The organism is Enterobacter sp. DN, assembly GCF_046054285.1.
GTDB classification, from domain to species: Bacteria; Pseudomonadota; Gammaproteobacteria; order Enterobacterales; family Enterobacteriaceae; genus Enterobacter; species Enterobacter hormaechei_C.
In genome coordinates this window covers 256647-272340 of record NZ_JBJJTG010000002.1, presented here as the reverse complement: position 1 = coordinate 272340, position 15694 = coordinate 256647, and the positions used below count along the sequence as shown (strand labels likewise).

Below are 15694 nucleotides of genomic sequence, written 5' to 3'. Positions count from 1 at the left end.
AATTGGGGGAGGTGCCTATGCTCAATCAAGAACTGGAACTCAGTTTAAACATGGCTTTCGCCAGAGCGCGTGAGCACCGACATGAGTTTATGACCGTCGAGCACCTGCTGCTCGCACTGCTTAGCAACCCATCTGCCCGCGAAGCGCTGGAAGCCTGCTCCGTGGATCTGGTGGCGCTACGTCAGGAACTCGAAGCCTTCATCGAACAAACTACACCGGTGCTGCCAGCCAGTGAAGAAGAGCGCGACACGCAGCCGACGCTCAGCTTCCAGCGCGTGTTGCAGCGCGCGGTTTTCCACGTCCAGTCTTCCGGACGTAGCGAAGTGACTGGTGCCAATGTCCTGGTCGCCATCTTCAGCGAGCAGGAGTCCCAGGCGGCCTACCTGCTGCGTAAACACGAAGTCAGCCGGCTCGACGTGGTCAACTTCATCTCTCACGGAACGCGAAAAGACGAGCCTAACCAGGCATCGGATCCCAGCGGACAGATCAACAGCAATGAAGAGCAAGCAGGCGGGGAGGATCGTATGGAAAACTTCACCACCAACCTTAACCAGCTTGCTCGCGTTGGCGGTATCGACCCGCTGATTGGCCGCGACAAAGAGCTGGAGCGTGCCATCCAGGTGCTGTGCCGTCGCCGTAAGAACAACCCGCTGCTGGTGGGGGAATCTGGCGTGGGTAAAACCGCGATTGCCGAAGGGCTGGCCTGGCGCATTGTGCAGGGCGACGTGCCGGAAGTGATTGCCGACTGTACCATCTACTCGCTGGATATTGGCTCGCTGCTGGCGGGCACCAAATACCGCGGTGATTTCGAAAAACGTTTCAAAGCGCTGTTAAAACAGCTGGAGCAGGACACCAACAGCATCCTGTTTATCGATGAGATCCACACCATCATCGGCGCAGGTGCGGCCTCCGGTGGCCAGGTGGATGCCGCTAACCTGATCAAACCGCTGCTCTCCAGCGGCAAGATCCGCGTGATGGGCTCCACGACGTACCAGGAGTTCAGCAACATCTTTGAGAAGGATCGTGCGCTGGCGCGTCGTTTCCAGAAAATCGACGTTACCGAGCCGTCGGTTGACGAAACGGTGCAGATCATCAATGGCCTGAAAACCAAGTACGAAGCACACCACGACGTGCGTTACACCGCGAAAGCGGTACGTGCGGCGGTGGAGCTGGCGGTGAAATACATCAACGATCGTCATCTGCCGGATAAAGCGATTGACGTGATTGATGAGGCGGGTGCGCGTGCGCGCCTGATGCCAGCCAGCAAGCGTAAGAAAACCGTGAACGTGGCGGATATCGAGTCCGTGGTGGCCCGCATCGCGCGTATTCCTGAGAAGAGCGTTTCTCAGAGCGACCGTGATACGCTGCGCACCCTCGGCAATCGCCTGAAAATGCTGGTCTTTGGTCAGGATAAAGCCATTGAGGCTTTAACCGAAGCGATCAAGATGGCCCGTGCTGGCCTGGGGCATGACCACAAGCCTGTCGGTTCCTTCCTGTTCGCCGGTCCGACCGGCGTGGGGAAAACCGAGGTGACGGTTCAGCTCTCCAAAGCGCTGGGCATTGAGTTGCTGCGCTTTGATATGTCCGAGTATATGGAGCGTCATACCGTCAGCCGTTTGATTGGTGCGCCTCCGGGATACGTGGGCTTTGACCAGGGCGGCCTGCTTACGGACGCGGTTATCAAGCATCCGCACGCGGTACTGTTGCTCGATGAAATCGAGAAAGCGCATCCGGACGTGTTCAACATCCTGTTGCAGGTGATGGACAACGGGACGCTGACCGATAACAACGGGCGCAAGGCCGATTTCCGCAACGTGGTGCTGGTGATGACCACCAACGCGGGCGTGCGGGAAACCGAGCGTAAATCCATCGGCCTGATCCACCAGGATAACAGCACCGATGCGATGGAAGAGATCAAGAAGATCTTCACGCCGGAGTTCCGTAACCGTCTGGACAACATTATCTGGTTCGATCATCTGTCTACCGAGGTGATTCATCAGGTGGTGGACAAGTTCATCGTCGAGTTGCAGGTTCAGCTGGATCAGAAAGGCGTGTCGCTGGAAGTGAGCCAGGAGGCCCGCAACTGGCTGGCTGAGAAAGGCTACGACCGTGCGATGGGCGCCCGTCCGATGGCGCGCGTGATTCAGGACAACCTGAAGAAACCGCTGGCAAACGAGCTGCTGTTTGGCTCGCTGGTGGACGGCGGCCAGGTAACGGTGGGGCTGGATCAGGCGAAGAACGAACTGACGTACGATTTCCAGAGTGCGGCGAAGCACAAGCCGGAAGCGGCTCACTGATTTTCTTTAGTGTAAAAGCCGGGTTTTTAACCCGGCTTTTTTGTGTCCGCTTTTCTCCCTCTCCCTGTGGGAGAGGGTCAGGGTGAGGGCATCAGACCGCAACGAAATTTTGCGAGGCGCTTTCCAGTTTCTTTCGAGGCTTATTGCTGGATAAATTCACAGGCATAAAATGGCGGCGCACCTGCAAAATCAGGTGTCGGGATTGGCGTCCTGAAAGTGTGTGACCAGCAGTATTGCTGTAGGCTTCGTTCGCCCTAAGGAAAAGGGTATAATTCTGCATCTGGCGGGCGAATCGGAAGCTTCTTTTGAAGCGCCAGGTGCACACACTGGTACGCCAATTCCTTTTCGTCCGCCGCCAGCGAATCTGGCGTTTCCTGCGGTGGTAAATTCATGTGTGTGAAGGAATTACCCAATGAATACAGAAATCAATTTCTCCCAGTTCTATAGCGAACTTTCTCTCAATCCCGATCTCCCAACCCTCGTCGAGCGCTGTAATCTGCTCACGGAAATCCTGCTGGACTGTAATTCGCTCCCGCAAACGCAGCCCGTTTGCCGTTGTCTCGGTGCTTATCTGGACGTAGTCAAAACCGAACTCGCAGAATCAATGAGTGATTTCCGGGTGGTTGAATTTGACGACGAGACGGAACGGCTGAAGGAAAAAGAGTGGCTTCTGGAGGATACCGAAACCAAATGCGATTACTGCCGGGCATTAAACCACGTGCTGCTGGTGTCGCATTTTGACCGCGAGATGCTGCCCCATCTGACAGGATTGCTGCATGACATTACACATTCGATGGCGGCAGATGTGGCTGCACCTGAATGTGGAAAGCCTGTAGTTCATATCATTAATTAAGTTTAGTCTCGTGCGTCGGGGAAGGGACTCCGGCGCGGTATGGCGAAACCCTTTTTTCGAGTAGTTCTTTAAGTTATTGATTTTTATTGTGCGAATAAAGGCCGCAGAAAAAAGGGTTTGAGGTAGATATGTTGATTATTTTCTTTTCGAACAATAAGATGGCGAAGATTTCTTCCAGTTCACTGCCGTACAGGCAGCTTAGAAAATAACAGGTAAGGGCATTGAACGCTGGCGGTCGTTCACTGCCGTACAGGCAGCTTAGAAACGCCGTCAGCTCCACGAAACGGAGCCCATAACGTTCACTGCCGTACAGGCAGCTTAGAAACGTATCGGCAAAACCTACGGAGCCGCACATGAGTTCACTGCCGTACAGGCAGCTTAGAAAGATCCCCTCTGGTACGGTGGCGCGGGGTAAGTGTTCACTGCCGTACAGGCAGCTTAGAAATTGTAGCCCATCCTACGCTTCACCTGGTCGCTGTTCACTGCCGTACAGGCAGCTTAGAAATCAGCCAGCGCGAAGCCAACCGCAGATGATATGTTCACTGCCGTACAGGCAGCTTAGAAACATTCAGACTGTCCGCTAATTTTCGCCTTTTGTTCACTGCCGTACAGGCAGCTTAGAAATTATGCCGAGATATTACAGGCGCTGGCCAATGGTTCACTGCCGTACAGGCAGCTTAGAAATGCAAAAGCTCCAGAACGCCATGCGAGAACTGGTTCACTGCCGTACAGGCAGCTTAGAAAACTGGATTCATCGTTCAACTGCTGGCGTGGGAGTTCACTGCCGTACAGGCAGCTTAGAAAGTTTTAACTTTTCCTGGCGCTTTGTGAGCTGGGTTCACTGCCGTGCAGGCAGCTTAGAAAAAGGGCATGAAGCTGCGTCAGGTCCGTATCGGGTTCACTGCCGTGCAGGCAGCTTAGAAATCGTCGTTACCAGGCAGCCTCTCTTTTCTCCCGTTCACTGCCGTGCAGGCAGCTTAGAAAATCGAAAATGTAGCAGCTCTGACTGATGAATTGTTCACTGCCGTGCAGGCAGCTTAGAAATCGAAAACGTAGCAGCTCTGACTGATGAATTTGTTCACTGCCGTGCAGGCAGCTTAGAAAGAAAACCATACTCGCCTGGCTGGATACGCGATGTTCACTGCCGTGCAGGCAGCTTAGAAAAGTCTCGTTCCATAAATCATCCACTCTTTTAAGTTCACTGCCGTGCAGGCAGCTTAGATAGTTGGCCACGGCAACCTGACCGAAACCGGCATGTTCACTGCCGTACAGGCAGCTTAGAAAACGAACGCTTAACATGTTCCATGCCCGCTGGCGTTCACTGCCGTACAGGCAGCTTAGAAAATTTGTCTTGCTGGATGTTAGTTACTGAGCACGTTCACCGCCGTACAGGCTGCATACTCCCCAAACATTCACTCCAACTATTTTAAAATCCACAATCATCACCACAATCCTCGTTGTATTTTTAATAAACTCAATACTCATTCATCCGACAACCATATTCCCTCACATATATTATTCATAAAAATAATACATTAAATATGTCAGAGATTTTTTATCTCGACACTCCGATAATTATTATTCATTTGATACGCGTCACATTTGTCTTCATCTTATCTCCGCTAACATACCCCGCATTCAACACATTGAAATAAAAAGCACTTGCTATGCCAGCGAACAGCATTACCCCATCCGACTTAAAAACCATTCTTCATTCAAAACGTGCCAATATCTATTACCTGGAGAAATGTCGTATTCAGGTAAATGGTGGACGCGTTGAATATGTCACTCAGGAAGGTAAAGAGTCTTTTTACTGGAATATTCCCATCGCTAATACGACGGCGGTAATGTTGGGAATGGGAACATCCGTTACGCAAATGGCGATGCGGGAGTTCGCGCGAGCGGGAGTAATGGTCGGTTTTTGTGGCACGGATGGCACGCCACTTTATTCCGCGAATGAAGTGGATATTGATGTCTCCTGGCTATGCCCGCAGAGTGAATATCGCTCGACGGGATATTTACAGAACTGGGTCTCCTTCTGGTTTGACGAAGAAAAGCGCTTGCAGGCGGCAAAACACTTTCAGTTTATTCGATTACAACAAATTGAAAAACAGTGGTCAGGGTTGCGGATGCAGCGCGAAATGGCCTTTCAGCCAGATAAAGATGCTCTGAATACTCTCCTCGAACGTGCCAGACAGGGTATGGAAAAGGCTCAGGACCACACCTCTCTGATGCTCCAGGAAGCCCAGCTCACGAAATCGCTCTATAAACTAACCAGCCAGACGACAGGTTACGGCAATTTTACCCGAGCCAAACGGGGTGGCGGGGCGGATATGGCAAACCGTTTTCTCGATCAGGGTAATTATCTGGCCTACGGGCTGGCGGCGGTCGCGGCCTGGGTGACGGGCATTCCGCACGGTCTGGCGGTGATGCATGGCAAAACCCGACGCGGCGGGCTGGTTTTTGATATTGCCGATTTAATCAAAGACGCCCTCGTTATGCCGCAGGCATTTATTGCGGCTATGGAGGGTGAAGATAATCAACAGTTTCGCCAGCGCTGTATTAATGCCTTTCAGCAGGCCGATGCGCTGGATGTGATGATTACCACGTTGCAGGAAACCTCGCAGTCGCTGGCGGGGAGCACAAAATGAATGTGCTGATTATCTCTCGGTGTACCAAACGTGCGCGCGAGCAAAGCTGTCAGATTATCGATCAGTTTGCTGAGCGCACTGGAGACGCGGCGTGGCAGACGACGATTACGATGGAAGGTGCCATAACACTGCGCAAGCTGCTGCGTAAAACTGCGCGACGTAATACCGCTGTGGCCTGCCACTGGCTGAAAAAAAACGGTCAAACCGAACTGCTGTGGATAGTCGGGAATTTGCGTCGCTTTAACGCGCAAGGGCGCGTGCCAACAAATCGTACGACGCTGCAAATTATCCGCAATGACAGCGAACACCGCTGGCACAGTGCAGAAAGCATCGCCTTGCTGGCGGCGATTGCCGGGCTGTTTCACGATTTTGGCAAAGCGGGGATGTGCTTCCAGCAAACGCTGCTGAAAGAGAGTAAGCACCGTTTTCAGCCATACCGACACGAATGGATTTCGGTGCGTCTGTTTCAGGCTTTTGTCGGGCAACAAACCGATGCGCAGTGGCTGGCCTCGCTGGAACATCTCAAGGCAACTGACGAAAAAGCCATGCTGAAAGCCCTGACGATGGATACGCCGGAAAAAAGCGGCAGTCCGCTGGGTCACCTGCCCCCTCTGGCGCGAGTGGTGGCCTGGCTGATGCTGTCGCACCATCGTTTACCGCAGTCCCATTCGGCAGAGCCACAATTACTGTACTGCGATGGCTGGCTTGAGCGACAGCTGAACGCAGACTGGAACTCGCTTAATCATAAATCCACCGAAAAACATCAGTGGAAAGAGCGTGATTTAAAAAATGTCTGGAAATTCCCTCACGGCACGCCGCTAAGAAGTAAAACCTGGCGCGAGAAAGCCCGACAGATTGGCAAACGTATCAGGAATACCCCCGCGTTACTTGACTTTGGGTCGCTTGATAACCTGTTTACTCTCCATCTTTCGCGTCTGTCGCTGATGCTGGCAGATCATTTCTACTCGTCGCAGCCTGCGTATTCAGGTTGGCAGGACTACGCTGTCCAGATCTGGGCCAACAGTAATCCCGAGCCTAACCAAAAGCTGGATGAACATAACGTGGGCGTGGCGCATCATGCTCTGCTGATGGGTCGTTCCCTTCCCACATTACGGCGCGCATTACCCGCCATCGCCCGACATAAAGCGTTCAGGGAAAGGGCGAAAGATCCGCGTTTTTTCTGGCAAAACAAGGCCTGGGATGTCGCCTCTTCGCTACGGGATAAAAGTGCTGAGCAGGGCTTTTTTGGCATCAATATGGCCTCGACCGGATGCGGTAAAACCTTTGCCAACGCCCGGATTATGTACGCTCTGGCAGACGAGCAGGAGGGATGCCGCTTTAGCGTCGCGCTGGGGTTGCGGACCTTAACGCTACAGACGGGACATGCGTTGCAGTCTCGCCTGGGGCTGGACGATGACACACTGGCCGTCGTGACCGGTGCGGCAGCGGTGAAGGAGCTTTACCAGGGGAACGATACGGAAGATAACAACAGCGCCAGCGATGAAGCGTTTTTCGCCAGCCATCATTATGTCCATTATGAAGGCGCGACGAGCGGCGGCACGGCGCAGCAGTGGCTGTCGAAAGAACCCGCGCTTAATCGCCTGGTCAGCGCGCCGGTGCTGGTGACAACGATCGATCACCTGATGCCGGCAACGGAAGGCGTGCGTGGCGGCAGGCAGATCCCTGCCATGCTGCGTCTGCTGACCAGCGATCTGGTGCTTGATGAGCCTGACGATTTCGACATTGATGATTTGCACGCCCTTTGTCGACTGGTGAACTGGGCCGGAATGCTCGGTTCCCGGGTGCTGCTTTCCTCCGCGACGCTGCCGCCCGCGCTAACGGAAGCGCTGTTTGAAGCCTATCGGGAAGGGCGCAAAGCCTGGCAGGCCGCATGCGGTCAGTCTGACAGACCGATGAATATCTGCTGCGCCTGGTTTGATGAGTATGGCGCGCAGTCGCAGGATGTGGCCGACGACGCGCATTTTCGCCGGACGCATGGCGATTTTGTTCGCCAGCGGATCAAACGTCTGCCTGAGCAGCCGCGGGTTCGTCTGGGGAAACTGGCAGCCGTGGAGCCGCAATCTTCCAGCAAGACAGATGTTGTCTCCGCGCTGGCTCAGACGCTACGCCAGCAAATGATAGCGCTGCACGGCCTTCATCACAGCACGCATAACGCAGGCAAAAGCGTGTCGTTTGGTCTGGTGCGGATGGCCAATATCAATCCGCTGGTTGCCGTCGCGCAAACGCTGATGGCATTACCCTCCCCGGATAATTACTGCATCCATTACTGCGTTTATCACAGCCAGCATCCGCTGGCGGTGCGGGCGGCGATTGAAAAACGACTCGATTGTGCATTTACGCGGCACGAGCCGGAGCGGATCTGGCAGTTGCCTGAAGTTAAGCAGGCGCTGGCATCGCAGGAACAACATCATCTTTTTGTCGTGCTCGGAACATCCGTTCTGGAGGTCGGGCGCGATTTTGATGCCGACTGGGGGATTATTGAGCCGAGCTCAATGCGTTCACTTATTCAGTTTGCGGGACGTATTCAGCGCCATCGTCAGATCGCTCCTGAGAGCGAAAACCTGGTAATTCTGGATCGCAACGTCCGCGCGCTTCGCGGGGAAAAGGTTGCCTACTGCCGACCCGGTTTTGAAACCGGGCAGCATCTGCTGCCTCATCATGACCTCCATGCACTGATCGATGAAGAAGGCTATCGCACCCTGAATGCGATTCCGCGCATCGCTGAGGATGTCCCCGGCAATGCCCTTGCGGCGCTGGAGCACACCCGGTTGCGTGCCGCACTGCTGGAAGGCGGCGATAACTCAGATGCGGTCGCCGCATTGTGGTGGCGGTTGCCGCTGACCTGGAACGGTGAGCTTCAGAAACGGACACCATTTCGACGCGCTTCAGCTCAGGCCTCGTTCTTTTTGAGTATGGAAGAGGAGGGCGATGAACCTGAATTTTGCCTGATGCAGGAAGACGGGGTGTTAAAACCTGCGGGACGATTTTGCATACAGCCGTTATTCATGGCTGATGGCGTTGAGCCGTGGATTGCAATTGATTATGCCGAGGTATTACAGGCGCTGGCGGATGAAAAGCAGATGGAGTTGGGGGCGGTATCGCGTCGTTATGGCGAAATCACGCTGAGGGACGAAAGAAAAGAAGAGACAGAGGAATGGCTGTATCACCCGGTATTGGGTGTGTTCAGGGAATATCTATAAAGAGCCAGGAGCGAGTATGTCAGTTGAAGCACTAAGCGCTTTCATCGCTGAGTACATTGCCGGACGACGGCAAACAAAGCTGGAAGCATTTGATAAAGAGGCCGCAAAGCGCAGCGATACAGATAGCGCAACGCTTGCGGCAGAACGCCGGGAGCTGGAGCTTCGCTATGAACCGAAAGCATGGCTGACGGATGCCGCGAAGCGGGCCGGACAAATTAACCTCGTGACCCATGCGGCGAAATTTACCCACGGGGATTCAAAAAGTAGCAGTATTTACAGCGAGGCAGTGGCGCAGGAAGGGTATCTCAGCACCGCTGCGTTGTCAGGTCTGGAACCGGATGCGGTGGGAAACGCCGCTGCGCTGGATGTCGCAAAGCTGCTGCAAACGCGGGTTGACGGTGGCGACTCCCTTCTGGCAAGCCTGAAACGGGGCGATCACGCTGCGTTGGCCGCTTTTGCCGATGACGAGAATCAACTGAGGGAGTGGATTGCGGGGTTTTCCCGTGCGTTAATCCCCGGAGAACCAGCTTCGCACAAGCTGGCGAAACAGGGGTATTTTCCGGTAGGGGAAGGTTATCACCTCTTAAGCCCGTTATTCGCTACCTCGCTTGTACACGCCATGCATCAGAAAATGATTGCCTTCCGTTTTGGCGATGAAGTTAAAGCCATCTGGAAAGCACGACGTGAGAAAACATGGCATCCCACTCCGCTGACGCTATTCCCGGATGCGGCGGAAATACACTTCGGCGGTACTAAACCGCAAAATATTTCCTATCTCAACAGCGTGCGCGGTGGGCGGTGCTGGCTACTATCCTGTCAGCCTCCGCAGGGGAAAAGAGCAGAAAAGGCGCCAACAAATCTACGTTCTGTTTTCACCTCGGGTGGGCAGTTTGACCGTCGTGCCAGGAGTCAAATTCAGTTGCTGGTTTCCTTGCTCACGAAAACGGGCAGTTACACCAGTTTTCGTATTCGCGAGGCTCGTGATGGTTATATCAATATGCTTATCGATCTGCTGTTCGAAATTGCATCTGAACTTCAACGCGAAGCCTGGCAAAACTGGACGCTTAACTGCCCCAATCTGAAACCTCATCAACAGCTTTGGCTCGATCCCTGGCGCACAAAAACAGACGAAGCCTTCCGACTTGAGAGAGAAAAGGACGACTGGCAGGGCGCTGTGGCAGAAGATTTTGCCCTGTGGCTGAACGCACGTCTGCGCAAGGCGATGCCGGATTTAGGTGCCGTGGAAAAACGTGAATGGGAAACTCGCGAACGTTTACGCTCTAACCTCCGCGAGATGGAAAAAATCATTCAGGAGGCGCTGAAATGAGCTCACTGATCCTGCTTCGCCGCATCAGAGTTGAAAACGCCAACGCCATTGCTGGCCTGACGTATGGTTTTCCCGCCATCACCCATTTTCTGGGATTTTCCCATGCGTTATCACGCAAGCTGACGGAAACACACGGGCTAAAAATCGATGGCTGTGCTGTCGTCAGCCATGAGCACCAGATCCACGCGCATACATCCGGTCGTGATTATCAGTTTGCCCTGACGCGCAATCCGCTCACTCGGGACGCGAAAACAGCCTCCTTTAATGAAGAGGGCCGGATGCATATGACGGTTTCGTTGCTGCTGGAATGCCATGGGGAAATCCCTAATGGCGAGTACGGGCAGCGCGATCTGGCAGAGCATCTCAGCCAGGTTTGCCCGACGCTCAGGCTGGCGGGCGGCATCATCGTCGATATTCAGGCTATTACCGTCATGGCAATGCCGTCGGACAGTCGTGACATGTGTCGGTTGCAGTGGCAGCTGATGCCCGGATTTGCCTTACGCGATCGCAGCAGCTGGCTGGGGGAACATTATCAAACGCTTCTTGAGAGCGACCCCAATACCTCGCTGCTTGATGCCTGGCTCGATTTCGCTGCGTTGAAGTTTCAGGCTGAAACGCCAGAGGAGGGCGACATCCGTGAGGGCGAACCGGCAAACTGGCACTATGTTCCGAAACCTAACCCCGGGTATCTGGTGCCCTTAATGACTGGCTATCAGCGGATTTCTGAACTCTATTCCCCCGGCATGGTAACTAACGCACGTGATGCAGAAACACCCTTTGCGTTTACGGAGGCGGTGTATGGCGTGGGCGAGTGGTGCGGTCTGCACCGGATTCAGTCTCTTAATGAAATTTTCTGGCGTTTTCATACGACAGAAACGGGCTATTACTGTCAGGGCGCGGGCGCGCCGGTGACATCTGCACATTTAAAATAAAAAGGATTTAGCTATGGCAAAGGCTCCAACTGCCGTTAAAACGGCATCTGTTCTGGCATTTGAACGTAAACTGGCGACGTCGGATGCAGTGATGTATTCCGGAAGCTGGCAGGGGGAAACCTGGCAACCCATCTGCATTCAGGAAAAAGCAGTGCGTGGCACGATTTCCAACCGCCTGAAGAACGCGCTTACTAACGATCCGGCAAAACTGGATGCCGAGATCCAGAAAGCTAACCTCCAGAGGGTGGATGTGGCTGCGCTGCCCGCAGACGCCGACACCTTACAGGTGAAGTTTACCCTACGCGTGCTGGGCAACCTGTCCACGCCTTCCGTGTGTAATGACCGCGCCTATCAGGATGCGCTTCAGCAGGTTATTGACGGCTATATCAGTGAACACGGCTTTGCAGAACTGGCGCGCCGCTATGCAACTAACCTGGCGAACGGGCGTTTTTTATGGCGTAACCGCGTCGGCGCTGAAAAAATTATCGTGCGTGTGACGGGCTGTAAAACGTGGACGTTTGATGCTTATTGCTACGCACTGCGAGATTTTTCTGCAAGCGATAAGGATCTTGAAGCGCTGGCGCAGGAAATTGAAAAAGGGCTTAGCGGTGAGGGATTTGTGCTGCTGAACGTAGAGGCGCAGGTGTTGCTCGGTGCCGGACAGGAGATCTTCCCGTCGCAGGAGCTGGTTCTTGACAGCAACAGCAGTAAGAGTCGCCTGCTGTATCAGGTTGATAATGTGGCTGGCATGCACTCGCAGAAAATCGGCAATGCGATTCGGACGATCGATACCTGGCATTCAAAGGTGGATGAACTTGGCGCGATAGCCGTTGAACCGTATGGATCGGTCACCAGCCGCGGCGTGGCCTGCCGTCAGCCAAAAGAGAAAATGGACTTCTACACGCTTCTCGATAACTGGGTGACGAAAGGGCAGGAACCCGACGTTGAGCAGCAGCATTATGTGATGGCCGTACTGATCCGTGGCGGTGTCTTCGGCGAGAAGGGCGAGTAAGGAGTGATTATGGATCACTACATTGAGATCCGCGTGCTGCCCGACCCGGAGTTTAGCGAGGAGATGCTAATGGCCGCGCTGATGGCCAAACTTCATCGTGCGCTGGGTCAGCGAGGGAAAGGGGATATTGGCGTTAGCTTCCCTGCGCACGGTATTAAGCCCGGCGCGGTGTTACGCCTGCACGGCGAACACCAGGCGTTAAGCGAACTCGAATCGCTGGCATGGCGAAAAGGTCTGAGCGATTACTGTCTGTGCTCGGCAATTAAAGCCGTGCCAGAGGTATATCACTGGCGATGCGTATCCCGTGTCCAGGTGAAAAGCAGCGCGCCGCGGCTTATGCGTCGTTCGGTAAAAAAAGGTTGGATAACCGAAGAAGAGGCGCAGCAAAGGATACGCACAATGGAGGAAGCGAGGACCGATTTACCCTGGCTCAATTTACGTAGCCTCTCGACGGGCCAGTCTTTCAGGCTTTTTATCCGTCATGGTGAGTTGCTTTCCGCACCGGTGGTTGGCATGTTTTCAACCTACGGACTCAGCGCGACAGCGACAGTTCCCTGGTTCTGATAAATCACAGCCGCATCAGCTTTCAGGGTGCGGTTTTTTCTGCGAGACGGGTATCAAAATTAAAAGGCAGTAACTCAACAGAATTAAGTGCTTTGCGGAATGCCGGATGCAATGGATTAAGTATGGCGTTGTTTTCATAGGGAATGATGCAGGAGGGTAAGATGAGTGCGAGAGCGCTGTTAGCCTGCAACCAACCGGTACCCAAATCCATCGTTGATACGGGCGCCGGATTTTCCTGCCAGTCCTCGGGCAGCCACGCTTTATCCAGGTAATCAATCTGATCATCCGGGATATTAATGCTGAAAAGCTGGTACTGGTTCAGCACGGTGTCTTTTCTGACATGCACCAGAATTTCCAGTGAAGCCAGCGAGATGGAGGTGGAGACATACACGGCAGGATGGCCTTTATGATTCCAGCGTCCGCCATACTGGTTTGCACCACTGCCACTCCACGCTTCGCTGGCAAAACGTCCTGTCACCAGACGATAAAAAATCATGCGAACACTCCGTGCTCCAGCCGACCAATCAAATCGGTAACTTCCAGCGCACCGGTTTCCGTGGCAATCAGATCGACAGGCGCAACATTGCCAAGCCCACGTACCGGTAACTGCAACCAGTTCCATGCCTCTTCTTTACTGCCGAAATAATCGACGGCCGCATCCAGTACCCGAACGAAACGCGCCACACGTTCGCTCTCGTCGGGCGTCAGCGTCCGGCCCGTACTTTTGCGGCGGGCAACGTTACGCTCGTTAATTCCCGTGACGCGTAAAATCTCCGCTTTCGACATGTCCGTCCACTCGTGAATATTGTCGAGGACGCTGACGGGTAATCCTTGATTGAGATATTCAATCAGCCGCATGCCTCTGCTTGCAGGTAAACCGGCGTAGCGCCACAGCGTGTTATCAGCCGGCCTTTGCGCAGGAACCCATGTTCTCATGATACCTCCTGAGTGATGTCATTTGTCATGAGTAAGTATAGCCATTTGTTAGGGGGTATGGAACGGGTGTTTTTTGTTCAGGGTGGGGTAAAAGAAGGATGGGAGTTGACCCTAATTTTTGACCAAAATGTAATGCATTGATTTTTCGGTAAAATATCCTGTAGCGCAAAAAAAGGGTTTGAGCAGAGATTTTAGCTTTTTTTGTATGAAAATCATGATGGTGGAGAGATATTATTTCAGTGCACTGCCGTACAGGCAGCTTAGAAAATGCTGAGTGACGCATCCTTGCAGCTGCGAATGTGCACTGCCGTACAGGCAGCTTAGAAAAACAGCGACAGCGACTATGCCGTTAGGGCAAAGTGCACTGCCGTACAGGCAGCTTAGAAAATCGGCTTTGCTCATAAGCTTGTTGATGAAGCGTGCACTGCCGTACAGGCAGCTTAGAAAGGTTACCGGGCGGCCGCGCGTCTGAATCATCCGTGCACTGCCGTACAGGCAGCTTAGAAATCATCGAGTGTAAGGCTGTGTGATTTTATTGTGTGCACCACCGCACAACCAACACTAAAGCCGAAACAAAACCCAACCAATCGTTCAAATAATCGACTGTACTAACAAAAAATAAGGCCGGGAATATCCCGGCCTTATTTAATATTCATCTGCCATTACAGGCGAAAACAATTAGCGACTACGGAAGACAATGCGGCCTTTGCTCAGGTCGTACGGGGTCAGTTCAACAGTCACTTTGTCGCCCGTCAAAATGCGGATATAGTTTTTGCGCATTTTACCGGAGATGTGCGCAGTTACCACGTGACCGTTTTCCAGTTCTACGCGAAACATGGTATTAGGCAACGTATCAAGTACGGTACCCTGCATTTCAATATTGTCTTCTTTGGCCATCTAATCCTCTGGGGTATCACTACCAAGTTTTGAACCGGCAAGATAATGCCGAAATTCCTCAATTAAGTAAAGAATTGCGCGTTTAAAACGCAGCAAAACAGTCTCAGCGTATTGCCCAAGCGTCACGGTACAACCGAACGGAAAGCGCATTCGTAAAGGGGAGACGACAGGATAAACGTAAGGACGTTATCTGAAGCGAGGGTCCCAAACGGCGGCGGGGCAACAGGCAGAAGCTACTCTGCGGCGTAATTATAACACCCTCATAAAAAATATGCGGAAAACATTTAGGCATTGGGTATAAAGAGCGTTCTGGGAACCCAAAAATCGCGTGGTAGGGTCTCCTTTCGGCACTGTTCCAGGTGTTCGATATAGTGTCGGCGGGAGATTTCAACGGCGCCGAGCGAGGCGGTATGCTCATTCAGCACCTGACAATCCATTAACTGTCCTCCACGTCGGGCAAATTCCTGGCTAAAAACCAGCAGCGCGGTTTTCGACGCATTCGTGGAGCGGGAGAACATCGACTCGCCGCAGAACAGCGTACCCTGCGCCACGCCGTACATGCCCCCGACGAGGTCGTCCCCGCTCCACACTTCGATCGAATGCGCGTAACCCAGCTCATGAAGCTGGTGATAGGCGATAATGATATCGCGGGTTATCCAGGTGCCTTCGTGACGATCTTCAGCGCAGCCTTCGATAACCTGGCCGAAGGCGTGATTAAGCGTGACGCGAAAGGGTGATTTTGCATGAAAACGCTTCATGCTGCGACTCAGGTGAAACTGCCCAGGCCACAGCACGGCTCGCGGGTCGGGAGACCACCATAAGATCGGGTCGCCAGGAGAAAACCACGGAAAGATGCCGCGCTGGTAAGCCATTAAGAGCCGTGCCGGGCTGAGATCGCCGCCCAGAGCCAGCAAGCCGTTAGGTTCACGCAGCGCCCCCTCCGGAGAAGGGAACGCAATATTATGGCGAGAAAGCTGCACCAGGCGCATGACAACAGAACTCCA

General features: G+C 53.5%; 12 protein-coding genes and 1 CRISPR repeat array. Of the genes, 8 read left to right on the top strand and 4 right to left on the bottom strand.

Features of this window, described 5'->3' with window-relative positions; genetic code table 11:
• The first annotated feature begins 17 nt into the window (after positions 1-17).
• The 8 genes from clpA to cas6f all read left to right on the top strand — a co-directional run bounded on the left by clpA (position 18) and on the right by cas6f (position 12857).
• Positions 18-2297, top strand: a complete 2280-nt coding sequence (gene clpA / locus ACJTMZ_RS05905; RefSeq protein WP_006809407.1) for an ATP-dependent Clp protease ATP-binding subunit ClpA — start codon at positions 18-20, stop codon at positions 2295-2297.
• A 412-nt stretch (positions 2298-2709) separates the two neighbouring features.
• Positions 2710-3150, top strand: coding sequence for a hypothetical protein (locus tag ACJTMZ_RS05900; RefSeq protein WP_015570982.1), 441 nt, complete (start codon positions 2710-2712; stop codon positions 3148-3150).
• A 177-nt stretch (positions 3151-3327) separates the two neighbouring features.
• A CRISPR array of direct repeats spans positions 3328-4494; the repeat unit is 28 nt; unit sequence GTTCACTGCCGTACAGGCAGCTTAGAAA.
• A gap of 323 nt (positions 4495-4817) precedes the next feature.
• Positions 4818-5801, top strand: a complete 984-nt coding sequence (gene cas1f, locus ACJTMZ_RS05895; RefSeq protein ID WP_023296212.1) for a type I-F CRISPR-associated endonuclease Cas1f — start codon at positions 4818-4820, stop codon at positions 5799-5801.
• The gene (gene cas3f, locus ACJTMZ_RS05890) at positions 5798-9022 is read left to right on the top strand and encodes a type I-F CRISPR-associated helicase Cas3f (RefSeq protein WP_252010846.1); all 3225 of its coding nucleotides are present in this window, start codon (positions 5798-5800) and stop codon (positions 9020-9022) included. Before cas1f ends, cas3f begins: the two co-directional genes overlap by 4 nt.
• Positions 9023-9038: 16 nt before the next feature.
• Complete coding sequence (gene csy1, locus ACJTMZ_RS05885) at positions 9039-10349, top strand: type I-F CRISPR-associated protein Csy1 (RefSeq protein WP_252010845.1); 1311 nt, start codon at positions 9039-9041, stop codon at positions 10347-10349.
• Positions 10346-11281 (top strand): type I-F CRISPR-associated protein Csy2, encoded by a 936-nt coding sequence (gene csy2, locus ACJTMZ_RS05880; RefSeq protein WP_047056384.1) that lies wholly within the window; start codon positions 10346-10348, stop codon positions 11279-11281. Before csy1 ends, csy2 begins: the two co-directional genes overlap by 4 nt.
• A gap of 13 nt (positions 11282-11294) precedes the next feature.
• On the top strand, positions 11295-12293 hold the full coding sequence (gene csy3, locus ACJTMZ_RS05875; protein ID WP_252010844.1) for a type I-F CRISPR-associated protein Csy3: 999 nt from the start codon (positions 11295-11297) through the stop codon (positions 12291-12293).
• A 9-nt stretch (positions 12294-12302) separates the two neighbouring features.
• Positions 12303-12857, top strand: a complete 555-nt coding sequence (gene cas6f, locus ACJTMZ_RS05870) for a type I-F CRISPR-associated endoribonuclease Cas6/Csy4 (RefSeq protein WP_023296214.1) — start codon at positions 12303-12305, stop codon at positions 12855-12857.
• A 22-nt stretch (positions 12858-12879) separates the two neighbouring features.
• Here cas6f and ACJTMZ_RS05865 read toward each other — a convergent pair whose 3' ends face one another.
• The 4 genes from ACJTMZ_RS05865 to aat all read right to left on the bottom strand — a co-directional run bounded on the left by ACJTMZ_RS05865 (position 12880) and on the right by aat (position 15679).
• Complete coding sequence (locus ACJTMZ_RS05865; RefSeq protein ID WP_032647883.1) at positions 12880-13353, bottom strand: RES family NAD+ phosphorylase; 474 nt, start codon at positions 13351-13353, stop codon at positions 12880-12882.
• Positions 13350-13793 carry an antitoxin Xre/MbcA/ParS toxin-binding domain-containing protein gene (locus ACJTMZ_RS05860; protein ID WP_023296216.1) on the bottom strand — a complete coding sequence of 148 codons (444 nt, stop codon included), beginning with the start codon at positions 13791-13793 and terminating at the stop codon, positions 13350-13352. The genes ACJTMZ_RS05865 and ACJTMZ_RS05860 overlap by 4 nt, the downstream gene beginning before the upstream one ends.
• A 678-nt stretch (positions 13794-14471) precedes the next feature.
• Positions 14472-14690, bottom strand: coding sequence for a translation initiation factor IF-1 (gene infA / locus ACJTMZ_RS05855; RefSeq protein WP_002211347.1), 219 nt, complete (start codon positions 14688-14690; stop codon positions 14472-14474).
• A gap of 284 nt (positions 14691-14974) precedes the next feature.
• On the bottom strand, positions 14975-15679 hold the full coding sequence (gene aat / locus ACJTMZ_RS05850; RefSeq protein WP_023296218.1) for a leucyl/phenylalanyl-tRNA--protein transferase: 705 nt from the start codon (positions 15677-15679) through the stop codon (positions 14975-14977).
• Between the last annotated feature and the right edge of the window lie 15 nt (positions 15680-15694).